We start from the raw sequence: 17752 nt of genomic DNA, 5'->3' as shown, positions 1-17752 counted from the left end.
CTATGAATACAACCACCAAACAGAAACTTACCTTTGAGGAGTATCTTAACTATGACGATGGTACGGATAACCGTTATGAATTGGAAGACGGAGAATTAATTATCGTGAATCCAGCAACATTTCGTCATGCGTTTATTATTCGCTTTTTGACTAATATCTTTGAAGGACAAATTAATCAGCTTAGTCAACCTTGGATAACTTTGTCAGGGATTGGGGTAAGAACATCTGTAAATCGTTCTCGAATTCCAGATATTTGTGTCATCGACCGAGAAAAAATCTCTGATTTGGATGTATCTGCTGTTATGGAATCAGCAATAATAGCGGTAGAAATTGTCAGTCCAGAATCGAAAACAAGGGATTATCGCTATAAACGTTCTGAATATAGTGTGGTGGGAATTCCTGAATATTGGATTGTCGATTCCACTGAACAAAAAGTTACTGTTTTAAGTTTAGTAGAGGGATTGTATGAACAGGTAGAATATAAAGAAAATGATAGAATTATTTCTCCAACCTTTCCTGAATTAGCGTTAACCGTAGAACAAGTATTGCAAGCTTGATTAAAGGCGATCGCTCTTGAGATAAAATTGATACTCCTAATTAAATTCAAATCGATGAATAAACCCACTAAACGAATAGAACAAAAGAGCCAACCCAAACGGGATATAAAATCAGATTATCGAGATGAAAACAATCAGCATAAGCTTGATATCACGAAAGAGATTATCGATACAATTAAAGGATTGAAAGGGGGTCTGAAAGATTATCCAATTCGGGATTTAGTTAAACACGCACAGAAATTTGGGCCAGAACTTAAACGACAACGACTTGAAACAAATCAGATTCGTAAGTTTCTAGATGCCATTAATCAATTGAAAGCAAAATTGATTGGAAATGATTTTTCTGCGATTGAAACAGAAGTTGTTCTTCTTAAACCAAAGCTTGCTTATGCAGCCGCACGTCAAGATGCAGTTAAAGCACTAAATGGAGTGATGGCAGAGGCGATTGATAAGGTACACAGCAAAGATGATTTTGAACGCTTAGTTCAATTAATGGAGTCAATTATTGCTTATCATAAAGCAGAAGGAGGAAAGTAACAATGACTGTGATTAAAAGACCCCAAAAATCTTTACTTGGAAAACTCATCATTAAGAGTATTCTAACAGTTGAAACAGGACTTCATATTGGTGGAGGGGGTGAAACTTTAGACATTGGAGGATTAGATAAACCCGTTATCCGCGATCCAATGACTAAAAACCCTTATTTACCTGGTTCTTCAATAAAAGGAAAACTCAGAGCAATTTTAGAACGGTTACTCAATAAACCTTTGAACCGTTCTGGAGGAAGTGGAACCTATCGTTATGAAAGTGATGATTTAGAGGACGGATATACAGAAGTTAGAAGTAGAAACGAACAAAAACAATATATTGCTTATGAAGGAGCTAAAACTTGTGCTGTTAGCCGCGTGTTTGGTTCAACAGGTGCAAATTGTTGGGTAAAAACTTCAGTCGCTCAAGAACAAAATTTAGACGGTTTGGAAACGGCAACTATTGAGGGTGAATCCTATACTAAAATCAAAGGTCGAAATTCTCCAGCACGCTTGATTGTTCGTGATTGTCATTTAACAGATGATTCTGCTCAAAAACTCGTACAGATTGACACGGGTTTGTATATGACTGAGTGGAAGTTTGAAAATGGTATTGATCGGATTACCGCCGCAGCAAATCCTCGTCAATTAGAACGAGTTCCAGCCGGATCTCAATTTAAGTTGGAGATGGTTTATACCGTTGAAGATGCAACTCAAGCACGAGAAGATTTAAAAAATATTCTACAAACTATCTTGGTTTTAGAAGATGATGCTTTAGGCGGACATGGTTCTCGTGGTTATGGCAAAATAAAGTTTCAAAATCTAGAGTTTTCTTATCGGGATTATTCAGGAATTAGTAACGCGGAAAATAGTGCGCTCAGTTTACCGTTATCAAATCAATTATCTGGAATCGAAGATACTAGCAAGCTACCGGAGAAATTTGATGAAATTCAGAAACTTTTACCCCAGGGAGATGAACAATGAGCGAATGGCAATTATACAAGTTAAACTTTGAACGCAACCCTGTTCATTTTGGTGAATTAGGAATAGGTTTAGAAGAAACAAGCGATTTCATTCATTCAGACACCCTATTTAGTGCTTGGGTTAGTGCTTATGCTCGGTTACTGGGGAAAGATGCTGTTGAGGAATTACTACAGCAGTTTCAAGCTGAAACGGAACCCCTATTTCGCTTAAGTTCTACTTTTATCTATAGGCAAATCAACGAAGAAACCATCTACTATTTACCCCGTCCTTTGAAACGTCCGGTCAATTATCCAGACGATGATTTAGAATTTTCCAAAGCATACAAAAAACTTAATTATTTACCGTTGGAAATCTGGCAACGTTGGTATCAAGGGGAGGGATGGAAAGAAAGTGATACAGAAGAACTTAAAGCGAAGGCTAAAGCAAAAAAGGGAGAAAAAATAGATGGAGAATTGGCAAAAGCAGAAACTTTTAATTATGGTGAAGCAGTTCAAAAAGGGAAAGTTCCTAAAATAGCAGTTGATCGCACCACCAGAGCAACCAACATCTATCACACCAATTTTGTCTACTTTAAAGAAAACGCCGGATTATATTTTATCGTTGAATTCTCTAACCCCGAATTTAAAAATACTTTTTTGACTATTTTAAAATTTCTGGGTGAGGAAGGAATTGGAGGCGAACGTTCTAGCGGTGCAGGACAATTTCAGGTTGAATCAAGCGAATTAACTGACGAATGGGAACAAGTGATCAAGTTTGACAAAGGAAAGTTTCACAGTCTGATTAGTTTATTTTGGGAAAAATCTTTATCAGAAAGCTTTTTAGAAAAAAGTAGCTATGAATTGCTGCGTCGAGGGGGTTGGATTTCGTCTTCTCCTTCAGGAAGTCAGCGTCGCCGCCAGTCAGTTCAGATGTTTGCAGAAGGTTCTGTTTTTCGAGTTCAACCAAAAGGTCAACTTGCAAATGTCACACCAGATGGCTTCAAAGTTCATCAAATCTATCGCAGTGGCATTAGTTTGAGTTTATCAATTAAAGCATTAGTTGAGTAAAATTATGGTTCTTAGTTCTGAAAATGCTCTGGTTAAACCGGAGGTTTACGAAACAAAACGCATTCGGCTTAATAGTCCAGTTCTGCATATTGGTTCAGAAGTTTCTCAACTGAATCCTTTTGAATATGTTCAAACAGCTAATAAAGTTTATTTTCCCAATCAAGAAGCTTTAGCAAAAGCCTTACAACAACGGGGAAGATTACAAGACTTTATTAATGCCATTAAAAATCGAGATGAAATTGCCGATCTTCTCCAACAAACTTTTGGTAATAACTGGCAGATTGCTACAGATTCAGAAGACAATCCTATTTTTCCTGAGTCTTTAGTTGATGCTAAGTGGACGACTCAAAAAATAACAGATTTACGTCCAATGATTCGTAATGGATTCGGACAGCTTTATCTTCCCGGTTCATCAATTAAAGGTGCAATTAGAACAGCGATTGCCTATTATTTAATCAAACACGCCGATCAATATCAAGTTCCCCAATCTCACAGGATTAGTGAAATTGAAAAACAGTTACGTCAAAAGTTAGATCGAGGAGAATTTAAAAGTAAGTATAAGCAAAAGTTTGCTGATGATGAGCTTTTGATGAATCACTTATTTTCTAGCTTCTCACTCAATTATCAAGGTCGTCATATTCCCGCAAAGACAGGGCCTAATACGGATATAATGAGAGCAGTTAAAGTAAGTGATTCCCAGCCTTTGCTCAAAAAAACAGTAGTAAGAAAAGCAACAGGTAAAAAAGTCACCTATAATATTCCTGTTGTCACTGAAGTAATTGTTTCAAGTCATTTCAAAGATTGTCAAGCCAAATATAGAGCATCGATATATCCTGAAATGGTGCGAAATATTAATACAGAATTTACTTTATCTATAGATACAGAAATGTTGTCTTGGTTCCAGCATGAACAAGGAATGAAATTACCGTTTCAGTCGGTTGATGATCTGGTGAAAATTTGTCAAGAATTTGCTCAAGAACAATGGGATGGAGAACATGATTATTGGCATATGGTCAAAGATAATCAACATTCCGGTAAAAGCTTATATTTTTCGGAAATTAGAAAATTTTATGAACCCGAAAAATGTCCGTATCAGTTGCGATTGGGGTGGGGAAGTGGTATGAACGGAACGACAATAGGTTGGTTATTGAATGATGAATTAAGAGCAGAGCTTCGAGATACCTGCGGAATTCCTGCACCTAATTTTGAAGCACCAAAATCTCGCCGAACAATTGTTGATCCAAAAGGTGAAATTAAATTTTTGCCGGGATGGGTTAAGTTTAAGGTCTTATAATGATGTTAATTCGTTCTACTTGGACTTTAGCAATTTCTCAGCCTGTAACTCTCCCACGCACCTATCACTTAGAGTTGGCTAAAAATTTACACCAACGAATGAGTTTAGACATAGGAGGTGATCAAATTCCAACAACAACTTATTCGGGAATTTTAGGGCGTTGTTTTGCTTCGGGTGATTTTTTAACCTTTCAACCTGAAGAATTTTATCAACTCACATTATGTGGACTACAACAGAATACAGCTAAAGCAATTCAGTCTCTAGATTTGGGTTCCTCTTTGGAATTTTTGGGAGCAAAATTTGATATAATTAATCGAGAAGATGAGATAAGCAGCTATGAACAACTGTATACAACGCTGGTGGCTAATGAACCCGAACCAACACGAGAATTTCAGCTTAAATTCAGCACCCCAACCGCTTTTGCACAGGGTAAATTACAGTTACCTTTACCCGTCCCCGGTTTAATGTTTCGGAGTTGGTTGCTGTCTTGGAATGAGTTTGCACCTGTATATTTAGGCGGAGGTGAACTGATTGGATATTTAGTCGAAGCAGTTGCACTCAAACGTCATCGAATTCAAACGTTACCGTTTAGAGTCAATAAAGGAATGGTTAATGGTTTTGTGGGAGAGGTGACGTTACAAGCCTTGTATAAAACAGATTTGCTGTTAGTTAATGTGGCAAATTTGTTAGTAAACTATTCGCAGTTTGCAGGAACGGGAATTAAGACTCGTTTAGGTATGGGTCAAACAACAGTAATATGATGTTCTTTTAATAACCTATCTGAACATTAGTTGCTATACTACAAGAGAAAACATTTTTGAGGTAGCAACTATGCCCAGAAATTCGGACAACATGGAGGTTAACCATGACTGAACCTCCAAACAATCATTATTCGCTTGTCAAACTACGATCCAGAAGGATAACTTCGGATGACCATCTCTTCTTCGCTCGTCTCCATCTTTCACTTGCTGATCTTGAGGAGGAAAATCTTCTTTTGAAAGAAGAAAATCTTCTTTTGAAAGAATAAAATAAATGTTTGAGTGAGGAAAATCTTCTTTTGAAAGAAGACAATAAGCGTCTCAAACAAGAAAATATTGAACTCGCTTCTCAAGACAGTCCGTATAGTCTTGATGGAGAGTCACGAGCGGACTACTCACAAAGGAATCAAGATTAAGATTTTGATTTCTAAGGATCGACAAATTTAATCGTTGTTCCCTTGGTATTATCCTAGTACCAAGGGTTTTTTATCTGTTTACATTTTCAGGAAGACTTGACCTTTTGACTAAACTACTTTATACTACATAAACGATTGGATAACATCAGCCTAGAATAGTGAAAGCTTCCCAAACTATTATTTATTCCCCGCAAGGGGATTGAAGCTATCTATTCTAAGATCATTAGTTAGACTATCGAATTTTGACTTTTAACCAATTCCCCGCAAGGGGACTGAACGATAAACTTACACTAAGAGTCCAGCAACTTGGCTAGAATTTGAGTAGATGGACTCTTAAAAGAATTTTCTAGGAATGGAATATGTGAAGGAGTAACCCCTCCTTACCCAGGAGCGATCGCTCCGGAGAAAACCAATGAAACGAGAGGAAATCGCATCTTTTAAACTTGTTCTCGTACCCACTGACGGACAGCCCGACGTAGCGCTCGGCGACCTTCCAACCGATAGGATTCTATTAATTCAGGGAGTTGATGAATGGATAACATGGGAAATATTGAACTTTGTTCAACTTCTTGATATTGTCCCGATTCTAGTTGATAAATTCGCAGTTTTCCCTGTTCATAACACCAAATTTCAGGAATACCCAAACGAGCATAAATGGGGAAGCGATTCAGAGATTTACTGGTGAGATCAATTTCTAGCGCTAAGTCAGGAGGTGGGTCTTGATTGAGGTCAAACTGCAACTTCCCACGCACTAAAGATTCATTTTGAAAATAGAAACAGTTGTCGGGTTCAATTCCCGCTAGACGTGCTTCTCGTTTCCATGTTGTTGAACCATAACTTTCATAATTAATGTCTAGTTCTTCTGCTATATCTTCAATTGCAATACTGATAGATTGTTTGAAATATTCGTGTTCAGGTAAAGGAGTCATAATTTCTAAAGTTCCGTTATTATAAGCAACTCTGGCTGCGCGGCTATCTCCTAGATCAATCAGTAAATTTTCAAACTGTTGCCAACTGATATTATATAAAACAACACGATCAGCACGCTGCTTTGTGAATTGCATAAATCCTCCAAAAAACAAGAGTTAAATTGATAGTGTTATTGTAGTGTAACTATGAATATTAATCAACAATTTCATTCACTAACCAACTTCTCACCTCGTCAGTTTCAACAAGAAACTATTTCTAAAATTATCAATAGTGAAAATGTGATTCTTCGCGCCCCAACGGGTTCGGGGAAAACGGAAACTGCGATCGCACCTTTTCTATTTTCTAAAGCGTTTAACCTGGACTTTCCGAACAAATTAATTTATGTTGTTCCTTTACGAACTTTAGCGAATAGTTTGCGGTTGCGAGTGGAAAATTTAGTCCATAATTGGTCAAAACAATACCCAGATACTCGTCCCTTAATTGTTACACTCCAAACTGGAGAAAACCCCGAAGATCCGAGATTTGAAGGGGATATTATTTTCTGTACTATTGACCAAGTGTTAAGTAGTTTTTTGAATATTCCCTTTTCTGTCGGGAGAGGATCAGCAAATGTGAATGCGGGTTCTATTTTTGCATCTTATTTAGTTTTTGATGAACTGCATTTACTCGACGCAGATCGCGCCTTTACTACAGCAATAAAAGTGTTAAAAGAAGTTCAGGGTATTTCTCAATTCTTATTGATGACTGCGACTCTAACCGATGAACTCGCTACCAAAATAAAGCAAGAAATTAAAGCGACAAAAACTGAAATTGTTCGCGTCGGGGATGAAGATTTAGCACAAATCGAAAATAACCGTTGTCGAACCTTTCAAGCGATTTCTGAACCCTTAACGGCGGATGTGATTTGCGATGATATTCAAAAACATAACCGTAAACGGGTAATTGTAATTTGTAATACGGTGTCTCAAGCACAGGGACTTTTTAAATATTTAGAAGATTTAAACATAAATAATCAATTTAAAATTACTTTATTACATTCTCGATTTTTAGCAAGCGATCGCACATCAAAAGAACGACAGCTTCAAGATATTTTTTCTCAAAATTGTGAGGATGATGGTTACTGTCACATTTTAATATCAACTCAAGTTATTGAAGCGGGAATGAATATTACTTGTGAAGTTATGCACAGTCAACTTTGTCCGATGAATTCACTCTTGCAACGAGTGGGAAGATGTGCTAGATTTGCGGGTGAACAAGGGGAAGTTTATATTTATAAAACGATTCAAACTCAACTCGATGAAGATGAATTGGATGCTGAAGCGATTGAAAATTCTACTCAACGGAAAAAACGTAAATATCCTCCTTATCCCGATGAACTCTGTGAACAAACCTGGGAAATTTTAATCAACCACACAAATTCTGAACAACAAGATAAAAACATCAATTTTAGAATCGAAGAAGATTGGATTAATCAAATACACACCGTTGAAAATATTCAACAGGCTGAACGGCGACAAAATCAAAAAGATGAATTTGAACGCAACTGGGAGGCTGCAATTTTTAGAGGAGATAAATCTGTTGCTTCTGAACTGATTCGTTTTATTGACAGTCGGAGTGTATTTTTATGGAAAGAACAGCCAATTATTCTAGGTGAAGATGATGAAGAAAATACGGTTGATGTCAGTCAGTTAGACGCTTTTTCAATTCCCATTGGAACGTTATGCAAAGTGTTTAAAGAAACTCAAGAAGAAGCTTATCGGCTTTGGGGTTGTGCGTTTCATCGGATAGAACCTCCCCAAAAAGGGAAAGAAGAAACCTACAGTCAAGATTCTCATTCTCCCATTGGTTCAATTTGTATTTTGAGAACGAGTGCTAGAATTTTACTCAATTCTAAATATGCTTATTATGATCGCAATATTGGTTTAGTAATGGGAAAAGATCTTGAACGCTTTGAATTAGAATCCTCAGACAGTGAACTCAATCAATCTCAAAAAAAGCGACAAGTTTTGAAAAGTGAATATCAATATAAAATGGATACTTATGTGGGTCATTTGGGTTGTATGTGGACTTGTTGGCGGAAACCGTTTAAAACCGAAATATTGAAGAATGGGATATTAACAGAGGTTGAATTTTCGAGTGTTAGAAATGAACTTTTTAAACCCGGTGGAAAGTTTATTCAAAGTCGCATTTTTCCCAATGCTTCTACAGAACAGAGTCAAGCTTTGTTTGAAATCTTAGTATTTCTGGCAATTTTAACCCATGATTTGGGCAAACTTCAGCAAAAATGGCAAGATGTAATGCAAGGTTGGCAAACTTTGGCTTATCAACAGTTTAAAGGTAAAAATCCCAAACAGTTTTTAATTGCACATACAGATTATGATCCAACGATTCCCGAACAAAAAGCGGCTTTAAAAACTTATGAAAAAAGTCAAAGAAAACGACCTAATCACGCAATAGAAAGTGCTTATTTATCTAAGGAAATTTTGAAGCAATCTTTAATTCCAATTTTAAAAGATTGTTTTGAAGCTGATCGCGAACAAATGAAGAATATTTGTTGGGTGATTTTAATGGCTACGGGGCGTCATCATTCGGCTTGGACATCAGGATGGAAAGCTGATGATATAGTGCGAAAAAAGAGAATCGAACTTCATCCTCAAGCCAAAAATGCGATCGCAGAAAGTTGGTGTCAGTTGGGGCGGTTTCTCCCGAATACTCTACCCCTGAACCCCACGAACCTCAGTCAAACTTGTTATGACCTCCATGAACTAAAGTTGGATATATTTAGTAGCGATGAGACGGAATATCAACAACTGTATACCCTGGTTGTACGGGCGTTGCGGTTGTGTGATCAACGTTCAGTGCAGTAAATCCGGGTTGGAAGACCCTATTTCCATAGGGATGTAGAATAGAATCATCAATTCAACCGCAAGGATACAGCCCAAATTTAAAAAAACGGCTTTTGAATCTTGCATCTATGTATCATTAAAAGGTGAAACATCTAATCAATGTTTCGTGAAATTTCCTCTGGGGTGTTCAAAGACTTATCCTATGTCTAGTATTCGGTTGAAAAGATATTTTTTTACCAACAACAGAGGAAAAAAAATGCACCCAGTCCTTATAATTTTTGTATTTTTGCTGTTTTTAATTTGGGGAACAAATCCACCCCCACCGCCTCCTCCTCCGGGGCCAAGATGGAGACCTGTAAGACGTTGGACGGGTACAATTACTGAAGAAATCGCGGAGTAAAGACTTGAAAATCAGGGAAAGTATCTGATGGTTAAATCCTTGTTTGTTCCCAAACAATTTGGAACTTATGCTGATACCTTTTTGATGTTGGGATTGGCACAACTGACCGAAGCTGCATTAAGAGAGACAGATTCAAAGACTGAAATTGTACTGAAAGATGCAGGAACACATTATCAGTTAGAATTGAAAGTGGAGGCAAATTTACAGGCAATTTCTCAACTGACTTACCGCGATCCGTTTCCGGTTGTTTTTGGTCAAAAAACGGATATTAGTAAGTTACCCATTCAGCAAATAACGTCTTTTGATGTTGTTAAAAACTCAGAACAACGCAAACGGTTTCGGGATTATCAATTTCAAAACCGAAAATCTAAAAATGCGGAAGATGATGCACCAGATCCCCCTGATCCTCGTACTCAAAATGGGGCGATTTTAACCTCAATGCGACACGATCGCAATCATAATGATTTGTGGTTATAATTTTGGCAACTGAAAGACGATTATGGTGTGTTAGTTGCAACGATTTTAGAGGTTTTTTCAGAGGAGGGAAATCATCAAATTAGTCGTATTTATCAACAGTTTGAGGCAAAAACAGGACACAAACTACCGACTGATAATAGTGCAGTCAAAATCTATTTTCCGACATCTGTTCAGGGGGTGAGTGCGATCAAAGCAGACAAAAACACGTTTAGTTCTCAGAAAATTGACGGGTTGAGTTTGTGGTTAATTGCAGGTGGATTTTTTCAGTTTAGTTTGGCTGAACGGGTGAAAGTTGCAGAAAGTGTTTTTGACTGGCGAGTTGTGGCGTTAGAACCTTATGAAATCACCCTTTTTAAGTACAAAAAGGTGTTAAACGATCTGCGAGTTTATAATCCTCCTGGTAGCGGACATGGAATTGCTCGATTTGATGCAGAATTAGTGTTAAAACTATGCGAGGAAATGTTGAACAATCATCATGCTAATGCTGAAGGAGAAGAAGAAGATCCCTTTGATTTTTTGGACAAACCTGTAAATGCTTTTGTTGGCAGTTTTAGAGGGACACATTTTGGTTCAAAAGGACAAGTTTATGGGGTGAAAGATGTTTTTTCTCTGGGTTTACCGAGTTGGGTTCGTCCCAGTAATTTAGAGGAAATCAAGGCTTACCTAGAAGTTTTGCAGGAACATTTGCGGGTCGTTCGTTCTTTGTCAATTGATGAAGGTCATAGCGAACTTCTGGGTAAATATCGAGACTTTATTACGGGGGATGATTTACTGAGTTTCTTTCGATTTATCATCAGTTATGGAGATTATATCACGGCGAGTCTCGCCAATAAAGAGACAAAAAATGTACCTCAATTTTCGATTGATGGGTTAAATCTTATGGTCAAATACATCAAGTCTTCTGAAAGAGATTGGTCACTGACAGAAATTACTGAAAATCCAGGTTTTCTGAATATTGCCAAAGCAATTAATAGTGCAACAGTTTATGCAGGGAAAGACGAAAAAGGGTGGGAACGAATTTATGGACTCGCTCAACGTTTGAGTAGTCAGTCGGGGTCTAAAAAGGAGTTTGTTACTGAACTAACAGCATTTTTAGCCAGTTATGAAAATGAGAATTTGCGACTGGAGGAAAAGTTAAAAGAGGAGAAAAAACCTCGTCGAATTTGGGTGACTAAACAGGATTTAGATCAACTGATTACGTTAATTGATGATCCTCGCTTTGGCTGTGCGTTGGTGGCTAATTTATTAATTGCTTATGGATACGCCAAAGGTTGGGGAAAACCCGCACAAAGTCAGTCTAATTCTGAATCCATTTCTGAATCAACAAACGATAACTTAACTGAAGGAGAAACCGAAAATGAGTAATCAATTTCCTGCATATTCTATCTCTGTAAGCGGACTACTCGCTTGGCAACTTCACGCTTTAAATAATGAAGGAACTGAGGGGAATCAATCTCTCACTCGTCGTTATTATATCGTCCAAAAAGAAGACCCTGAACCGCAGTTTGTGAACGGAATTTCCGGCGATATGCTGAAACATATTCAAGCGGAACATTTACACCGAATTGCCCTCGAAGATGGCTTGAATTTGTCGGAGGGTGGGAAAAAGTTTCATCCTGATAGAATTGGCTATGATATCGATAAAAAAAGCCTAGAAATTGCGAGTAATAAAAAAGAAGTTGACCTCGCCGCCAGTACCCAACAAGTGCTTGAACGGTGTACAATGAGTGATTTAGAAGGGTTTATGGTGACGGTAAGAGGGAGTAAAACGCTAAAACGAGAATCTGCAATTGAATTTGGGGCGATAGTTGGAATTCCAACTTTAGTCAAAACTCAAAGCTATTTTCATGCGAAATATGGCACCGAAAATCCGACACCTTATAATGTTCAAGTGAGTTCGGGACTTTATGCAACGGTACTCAATATTGAGGCGTTTCGCATTGGGTATAATCCTCATAATTTTGAATACGCAATCACCCCGGAAGAACGGAAAAAACGCCTGGATGCTTTGCTAAAAAGTGTATTGTATACCTATCTGCAACCCAACGGGGCAAAACGCAATACAAATTTACCGCATCCCAGCACTTTTGAAGGGGTAATTGCTGTGAGTACCCGTCGTTGTCCCGCCCCAATTTTGAGTCCCTTGGATGAAGGTTATCGTCGTCAAATAGAAGGAATTTCTGAGAGTTTAAATCGCATTAATGGAGAGGGAACTATTCGTCTTTTCCCCTTTGAAACAATGGCGGAATTTACCCAACAAATTGAAACACTAATTACTCAAGTTCAGCCTTGGGAAAGTGATGCGGCAGAAGCTATTGAGTAACAGAAATTAAAACCCCTGTTCTATTGGACTCTGCTTTGAAATAGTAGGTTGGGTTAGCAACCCAACATTCTAGCAAATACGATTAAAGGTGTTGTTGGGTTTCGATCTGCTTTAAATTTAGTAGTCCCAAACCTGATTTTCTCAACCCAACCTACAGCCTAAACCCGCCCTTACGAACTATTTTTTTCAATCAATATTATGTCAAAAAAATCGAATCAATTTTCATCTCGAACGCGATGGTTAACGGTTAGCTATCAACCCGTGAGTTTATTTTCCCTCAAACGTTCTGATGCGACGAATATGGCCGGACGTTCTAATTTAGTTCCGACACCGTACTGTATTAAAATGGCACTTTTAAAAGTGTTAATTGAAGCAGAAGGAGGTCAAAATGTCAATCGTTTTGAAACTTGGATAAAACCGGAGTTTAACTGGCTGCGAGACTTAAAGATTTACATCCAACCACCCGAATATTTAGTGGTGAACCGCAACAGTTATAAACTGAGATATTATGACCAAACCGCAGATAAAGCAGATAAAAAACGCCCTACAGTTCCGATGCAGGATGGTTTTGTGTTTCGGGAATGGGTATATTTTCAGGGAAAATTACAAATTTGTTGCGGTGAAACGGAACGATTAACAGACTTAGAACGGTTGTTTTCTCAAATTAATTACTTTGGGAAGCGGGGCTGTTTTTTCCAATATTTACCGGATGACACCCAATATACCGAAACTCCCCAATTTGAACTCAACCCAACTCAAGGGTTTATCGTTCAACCGATGGATGATTTAGGAGAAAAAACGACATTTCAGAAAATCAGTACCTTTTCCTCTAAACAAGCCAAGCTGGGAAAAGATAGAATTATTCGTTCTGGATTTTTACCGCTTAAACTCATTGCAACTACCCCGAACTATGACTTATACCAACGATGCTAATCCGGCAATTTCTGGGATTAATTTATTATTGCGTCCTGTAGAAATTAAAACCCCCCAACCTTCCCAGAAAGATTGGCTAAAAAACCTCAACTATCCGCCAATTTGGATTACTCATTCTCAAACGGATGGAGTGGCGAGAGTTTTACCCATTTTACCAAAAGCTTGTCATTATTCTACCTTAGTTCAAGCAATTTATCAACAGTTAACTTGGGATACATTTGTTGAGTGGCAAAATTCTGTTCATGGGATTTCGGGGGTTGAAATTAATACTCAGCCTTTACATACCGTTGAATTTTCGATTTCGGCTATAACTCCTTTATCAACACGTTTGGGACGGGGAATTCATGCGTTATTTTTTCGCTGGATAGATATTGCTGATTCTGCTTTGGCTGCGGAACTTCATCAACAAAGTGTTCCGGCTTTTTCTCTGTCTATTCAAAGTCTTTATCCCCGACAACTGAAGGTAAAAATTAACCTATTTAAACCCGAACTTCTCGCGCCTTTACTCTGGGGAATGAGTCATGATTTGGGTCAACAAATTCGCTTAGGTCGAATTCCTTGTTATCTCAGTAACAGGGCTAAACTGGTGCGTTCAAGTTCCTTTGAAGCGTTAACCCAAGTTCCGACTCAAAATGTGATTTCCCTAGAATTTCTCTCTTTAACCAGTTTCAAACAACAGCAGAAAATTCAACCTTTCCCTTTACCAGAATTAGTATTTGGGAGTTTGTGGCGTCGTTGGAATCATTTTGCACCAACCGAGTTACAATTCCCCGAAATAGAATGGGATGGAATGGTTTTATCCTATGACTTAAAAACTCAACCTTTGCAGATGGATGAAATTAAAGATATGGGTGCAATTGGAGAGGTTGACTATCGATTTTCTTGTCCTCAACAAGCGAGAATTGCGACAATTTTAGCTCATTTTGCCGAGTTTTCGGGTGTGGGAAGAAAGACGGCGATGGGAATGGGAGAAGTTGAGTTAAGGGAGTAACCCCCACCAACCTCCCCCTACACGGAGGAGGCTATTTCATCTAGACCCCCACCAACCTCCCCCTGGGAGGAGGAGGCCATTCGTTTCCTCTCCTCGTAGGAGAGGGCTAGGGAGAGGTGGAGAGGTCATTTAATTCACTTATTTTCAATCATGGATAACTATTTACCACTGTCTTACTTGAACGCTTGGGAATATTGTCACCGACGTTTTTATTTGGAATATGAACTCGGAGAAATGGAAGATAACGAACATATTCTTTTGGGACGGTTTTTGCATGAAAATGTCGATGAACCGGGAACAAATCAAACGGGAGATACTTTAAATCATCGCAGTCAATGGGTGTGGAGTGACCGTTTAGAAGTGAAAGGAATTATTGACCTCGTAGAAGAACAAAATCAACAGTTAATTCCAGTTGAATTTAAGAAGGGAAAAATGGCGCGACATCTCAACGACCATTTTCAGCTTTGTGCGGCGGGTATTTGTTTGGAAGAACGTTTGGGAAAAACGATTGATTATGGGGAGATTTTTTATCACGGAAACCGTCGCCGTCAACGGGTTGATTTTACGTCTCAATTGCGTCAGGCGACCGAAGCTGCTATTCAAGCCGCCCAATTTGCAGCGACACAAAAAATTCCGGCACCGTTGACGAATTCTAAAAAGTGTCAAGCCTGTAGTTTGCGGGGAATTTGTTTGCCGTTTGAGGTGAAATTTCTGCACGAAAATCTCAACGCCGTTTCCTCTTAATTGTTCACAACTCATCCTTATGATTCCCCCTAAGCCATCTTAAAAAGTGGGAAAATATCCCCCCTAACCCCCTTAAAAAGTGGGGAATTTGAAAATTTTTACCGTTTACTGATTTTAGGAGGTTCAAACTATGTCCGTTTTATACGTTCTGCAACCCAACGCGATTTTAAACAAAGTTCACGAAGCTTTTCATGTGGCTTTACAGCAAGAAGATGGCACCTGGAAAAAACAGGCGGTTCCAGCCCAAACTGTTGAACAGGTGGTGTTGATGGGCAATCCGCAAATAACGGGCGATGCGCTTTGTTATGCTTTGGAATTGGGAATGCCCGTGCATTATTTAACTAGCTTTGGAAAGTACATGGGTTCGGCACTTCCGGGTTATTCTCGCAACGGTCAACTGCGCCTCGCCCAATATGATCTTTACCACGATCGCGATCGCCGTTTAGAATTAGTAAAAGCGATTGTTATGGCAAAAATTCACAATCAACATCTGATTTTATATCGGCAAAAGGTCAAGAAAAATCCCCTCAAACAACGCAAAAAAGATGTCAAAACTCAAACCACTCTTGACCAAGTTCGCGGGATGGAAGGGTTAGCGGCGCGAGAATATTTTGCCGGACTTTCTAGTATTTTGGAGGACCAGTGGGGCTTTAAAGGTCGTTTCCGTCGCCCTCCCACTGACCCGGTTAATGCTTTGCTGAGTTTTGGCTATGGTTTATTGCGGGTTCAAGTCACGTCTGCGGTTCATATCGCAGGTTTAGACCCCTATATTGGTTATTTACATGAAGTTCATCATGGTCAACCTGCAATGGTACTTGATTTGATGGAAGAATTTCGGGCTTTGGTTGCTGATAGTGTGGTGTTATCGGTGATAAATACTCGTGAAATTCAATGTAATGATTTTACCGAAAGTTTGGGCGCTTATCGACTGTCTGACTCCGCCCGCAAAACGTTTATTCAAGCTTTTGAACGAAAAATGACGGATGAGTTTAAGCATCCGATTTTTGATTATCGCTGTACTTATCGGCGGGCTATCGAGTTACAGGCGCGACTTCTAAGCCGTCATCTTCTCGAAGATATTCCTTACAAACCTCTGATGTTGCGTTAGTTCAAATTTTCGTTTTTCCTCCTAAATCCCCCGCCCCTGTGACCTTTGCCCCCTAAATCCCCCAATACTGGGGGACTTAGAAAGATGGGGGACTTAGAAAGATGGGGGACTTGAATTTTGACTTTCAAATTAACTCGAATTACTGCCAATTTCAGCGATGAATACGTTATTTTATTTGATTATCTACGATTTGCCGGATTCCAAAGCAGCCAATAAACGCCGGACTCGTTTGCATCGGTTGCTTTCGGGTTATGGGAAATGGACGCAATACAGCGTGTTTGAGTGTTTTCTGACGGCAAAACAGTTTGTCATGCTTCAGCACAAGATTGAACGTTTGGTGAAAAAGGAGGATTCGGTTAGGATTTATGTGTTGGATGCCGGGGCGGTTAAGAAAACGATCGCTTACGGCTCCGAAAAGCCTAGACAAGATGAGACGATTATCTTATGATAGTTTCATCAGATTTTTCGTGTACCGAAGCGGAGGCGAAAACCCCAGGGGGTTCACGAAAATCGCCAGAACCTAGACAAATGAATAGTTTCACAGTTTCGGTTGTTGGTAAAAGATGCCGGAGTCGGGATTTTCGAGGGCTGAAATGAACCTAATTTTTAGGTTCACGAAAATCGGTTCTAGAAGTCTCTCCCTGACTCACCTTCAGTCGGCGGACTTTCCAACATTAAATTCCCCGCAAGGGGACTGAAACTAATCATCAATATTATTTGTTTTGTTTTGTGTTGGCTTTCCAACATTAAATTCCCCGCAAGGGGACTGAAACTACTTGAGTTAAGAGAGGCATACAAATTCCTTAAAAATCTTTCCAACATTAAATTCCCCGCAAGGGGACTGAAACCTCACAAACTGCCCAATCTAAAGGGTTGCGGTTTTCTAAGCTTTCCAACATTAAATTCCCCGCAAGGGGACTGAAACAGCAGACTATACACAAGAAAAATCAGCATTCACCCCACTTTCCAACATTAAATTCCCCGCAAGGGGACTGAAACATCGCTAATTCCCCCCAATCGGTCATTACCTTAACCTTTCCAACATTAAATTCCCCGCAAGGGGACTGAAACGAAACCGCGTCTTTTTTGTGGTAAGTGTAAGGTCTTTCCAACATTAAATTCCCCGCAAGGGGACTGAAACAATCCCTTCTGATCTGCTTCCACCGCTCCCACTGGCAGGGTCTTTCCAACATTAAATTCCCCGCAAGGGGACTGAAACCTCATGATCGCCGGATGCGGTACCGGCAGAGGGTCGCTTTCCAACATTAAATTCCCCGCAAGGGGACTGAAACTTGTAGGCGGTAACAAAGCTGATACCGTTAGGACTTTCCAACATTAAATTCCCCGCAAGGGGACTGAAACGCTTCTGCTCTTTACTTTCTAGCTCTTTAAGCTGCTGATTAAGCTTTCCAACATTA

Annotated in this window: 18 protein-coding genes and 1 CRISPR repeat array (1 of these 19 cut by a window edge); of the genes, 17 read left to right on the top strand and 1 reads right to left on the bottom strand. The window is 39.1% G+C overall.

Annotated elements, in window-relative coordinates; translation table 11 throughout:
* The first annotated feature begins 2 nt into the window (after positions 1-2).
* The 7 genes from M595_RS10260 to M595_RS31105 all read left to right on the top strand — a co-directional run bounded on the left by M595_RS10260 (position 3) and on the right by M595_RS31105 (position 5435).
* The gene (locus M595_RS10260) at positions 3-557 is read left to right on the top strand and encodes a Uma2 family endonuclease (RefSeq protein ID WP_023066119.1); all 555 of its coding nucleotides are present in this window, start codon (positions 3-5) and stop codon (positions 555-557) included.
* A gap of 54 nt (positions 558-611) precedes the next feature.
* Positions 612-1094: a type III-A CRISPR-associated protein Csm2 gene (csm2, locus tag M595_RS10255; RefSeq protein WP_023066158.1), complete on the top strand. Its 483-nt coding sequence runs from the start codon at positions 612-614 to the stop codon at positions 1092-1094.
* 2 nt (positions 1095-1096) lie between these two features.
* Entirely contained in the window at positions 1097-2068 is a 972-nt protein-coding gene (csm3, locus tag M595_RS10250; protein WP_023066161.1) for a type III-A CRISPR-associated RAMP protein Csm3, read from the top strand.
* Positions 2065-3114: a type III-A CRISPR-associated RAMP protein Csm4 gene (gene csm4 / locus M595_RS10245; RefSeq protein ID WP_023066189.1), complete on the top strand. Its 1050-nt coding sequence runs from the start codon at positions 2065-2067 to the stop codon at positions 3112-3114. The genes csm3 and csm4 overlap by 4 nt, the downstream gene beginning before the upstream one ends.
* 4 nt (positions 3115-3118) lie before the next feature.
* Positions 3119-4408: a type III-A CRISPR-associated RAMP protein Csm5 gene (csm5, locus tag M595_RS10240; RefSeq protein ID WP_023066138.1), complete on the top strand. Its 1290-nt coding sequence runs from the start codon at positions 3119-3121 to the stop codon at positions 4406-4408.
* Positions 4408-5169, top strand: a complete 762-nt coding sequence (gene cas6 / locus M595_RS10235; protein WP_238987051.1) for a CRISPR system precrRNA processing endoribonuclease RAMP protein Cas6 — start codon at positions 4408-4410, stop codon at positions 5167-5169. The genes csm5 and cas6 (M595_RS10235) overlap by 1 nt, the downstream gene beginning before the upstream one ends.
* Before the next feature lie 104 nt (positions 5170-5273).
* Positions 5274-5435 (top strand): hypothetical protein, encoded by a 162-nt coding sequence (locus M595_RS31105; protein ID WP_161809815.1) that lies wholly within the window; start codon positions 5274-5276, stop codon positions 5433-5435.
* Positions 5436-6019: 584 nt separating this feature from the next.
* Here the strand turns inward: M595_RS31105 and M595_RS10230 are convergent.
* Positions 6020-6646 (bottom strand): Uma2 family endonuclease, encoded by a 627-nt coding sequence (locus M595_RS10230; protein ID WP_023066171.1) that lies wholly within the window; start codon positions 6644-6646, stop codon positions 6020-6022.
* A 51-nt stretch (positions 6647-6697) separates the two neighbouring features.
* Here M595_RS10230 and cas3 point away from each other — a divergent pair, with 51 nt between their 5' ends.
* The 10 genes from cas3 to cas2 all read left to right on the top strand — a co-directional run bounded on the left by cas3 (position 6698) and on the right by cas2 (position 16782).
* A complete protein-coding gene (gene cas3, locus M595_RS10225; RefSeq protein WP_023066170.1) occupies positions 6698-9379 on the top strand; it encodes a CRISPR-associated helicase Cas3' in 2682 nt (893 codons plus the stop codon).
* A gap of 235 nt (positions 9380-9614) precedes the next feature.
* The gene (locus tag M595_RS31100) at positions 9615-9758 is read left to right on the top strand and encodes a hypothetical protein (protein ID WP_023066112.1); all 144 of its coding nucleotides are present in this window, start codon (positions 9615-9617) and stop codon (positions 9756-9758) included.
* 27 nt (positions 9759-9785) lie between these two features.
* Positions 9786-10235 (top strand): hypothetical protein, encoded by a 450-nt coding sequence (locus M595_RS31805; RefSeq protein ID WP_023066134.1) that lies wholly within the window; start codon positions 9786-9788, stop codon positions 10233-10235.
* Between the two features lie 27 nt (positions 10236-10262).
* Positions 10263-11600, top strand: a complete 1338-nt coding sequence (locus M595_RS10220) for a hypothetical protein (protein ID WP_023066107.1) — start codon at positions 10263-10265, stop codon at positions 11598-11600.
* On the top strand, positions 11593-12558 hold the full coding sequence (locus tag M595_RS10215) for a DevR family CRISPR-associated autoregulator (RefSeq protein WP_023066163.1): 966 nt from the start codon (positions 11593-11595) through the stop codon (positions 12556-12558). The genes M595_RS10220 and M595_RS10215 overlap by 8 nt, the downstream gene beginning before the upstream one ends.
* A gap of 198 nt (positions 12559-12756) precedes the next feature.
* Positions 12757-13491: a hypothetical protein gene (locus tag M595_RS10210; RefSeq protein ID WP_023066131.1), complete on the top strand. Its 735-nt coding sequence runs from the start codon at positions 12757-12759 to the stop codon at positions 13489-13491.
* The gene (gene cas6 / locus M595_RS10205; RefSeq protein ID WP_023066185.1) at positions 13469-14482 is read left to right on the top strand and encodes a CRISPR system precrRNA processing endoribonuclease RAMP protein Cas6; all 1014 of its coding nucleotides are present in this window, start codon (positions 13469-13471) and stop codon (positions 14480-14482) included. Before M595_RS10210 ends, cas6 (M595_RS10205) begins: the two co-directional genes overlap by 23 nt.
* A 150-nt stretch (positions 14483-14632) precedes the next feature.
* Complete coding sequence (gene cas4 / locus M595_RS10200; protein WP_040483904.1) at positions 14633-15226, top strand: CRISPR-associated protein Cas4; 594 nt, start codon at positions 14633-14635, stop codon at positions 15224-15226.
* 130 nt (positions 15227-15356) lie between these two features.
* Positions 15357-16334, top strand: coding sequence for a type I-D CRISPR-associated endonuclease Cas1d (gene cas1d / locus M595_RS10195; protein ID WP_023066097.1), 978 nt, complete (start codon positions 15357-15359; stop codon positions 16332-16334).
* A 157-nt stretch (positions 16335-16491) separates the two neighbouring features.
* Positions 16492-16782: a CRISPR-associated endonuclease Cas2 gene (cas2, locus tag M595_RS10190; protein WP_040483903.1), complete on the top strand. Its 291-nt coding sequence runs from the start codon at positions 16492-16494 to the stop codon at positions 16780-16782.
* Between the two features lie 216 nt (positions 16783-16998).
* Positions 16999-17752: direct repeats of the CRISPR family, unit length 37 nt; unit sequence CTTTCCAACATTAAATTCCCCGCAAGGGGACTGAAAC; it runs 1273 nt beyond the window's last position.

This window comes from Lyngbya aestuarii BL J (assembly GCF_000478195.2).
GTDB classification, from domain to species: domain Bacteria; phylum Cyanobacteriota; class Cyanobacteriia; order Cyanobacteriales; family Microcoleaceae; genus Capilliphycus; species Capilliphycus aestuarii.
This window is presented reverse-complemented; position numbering and strand designations above follow the sequence as displayed.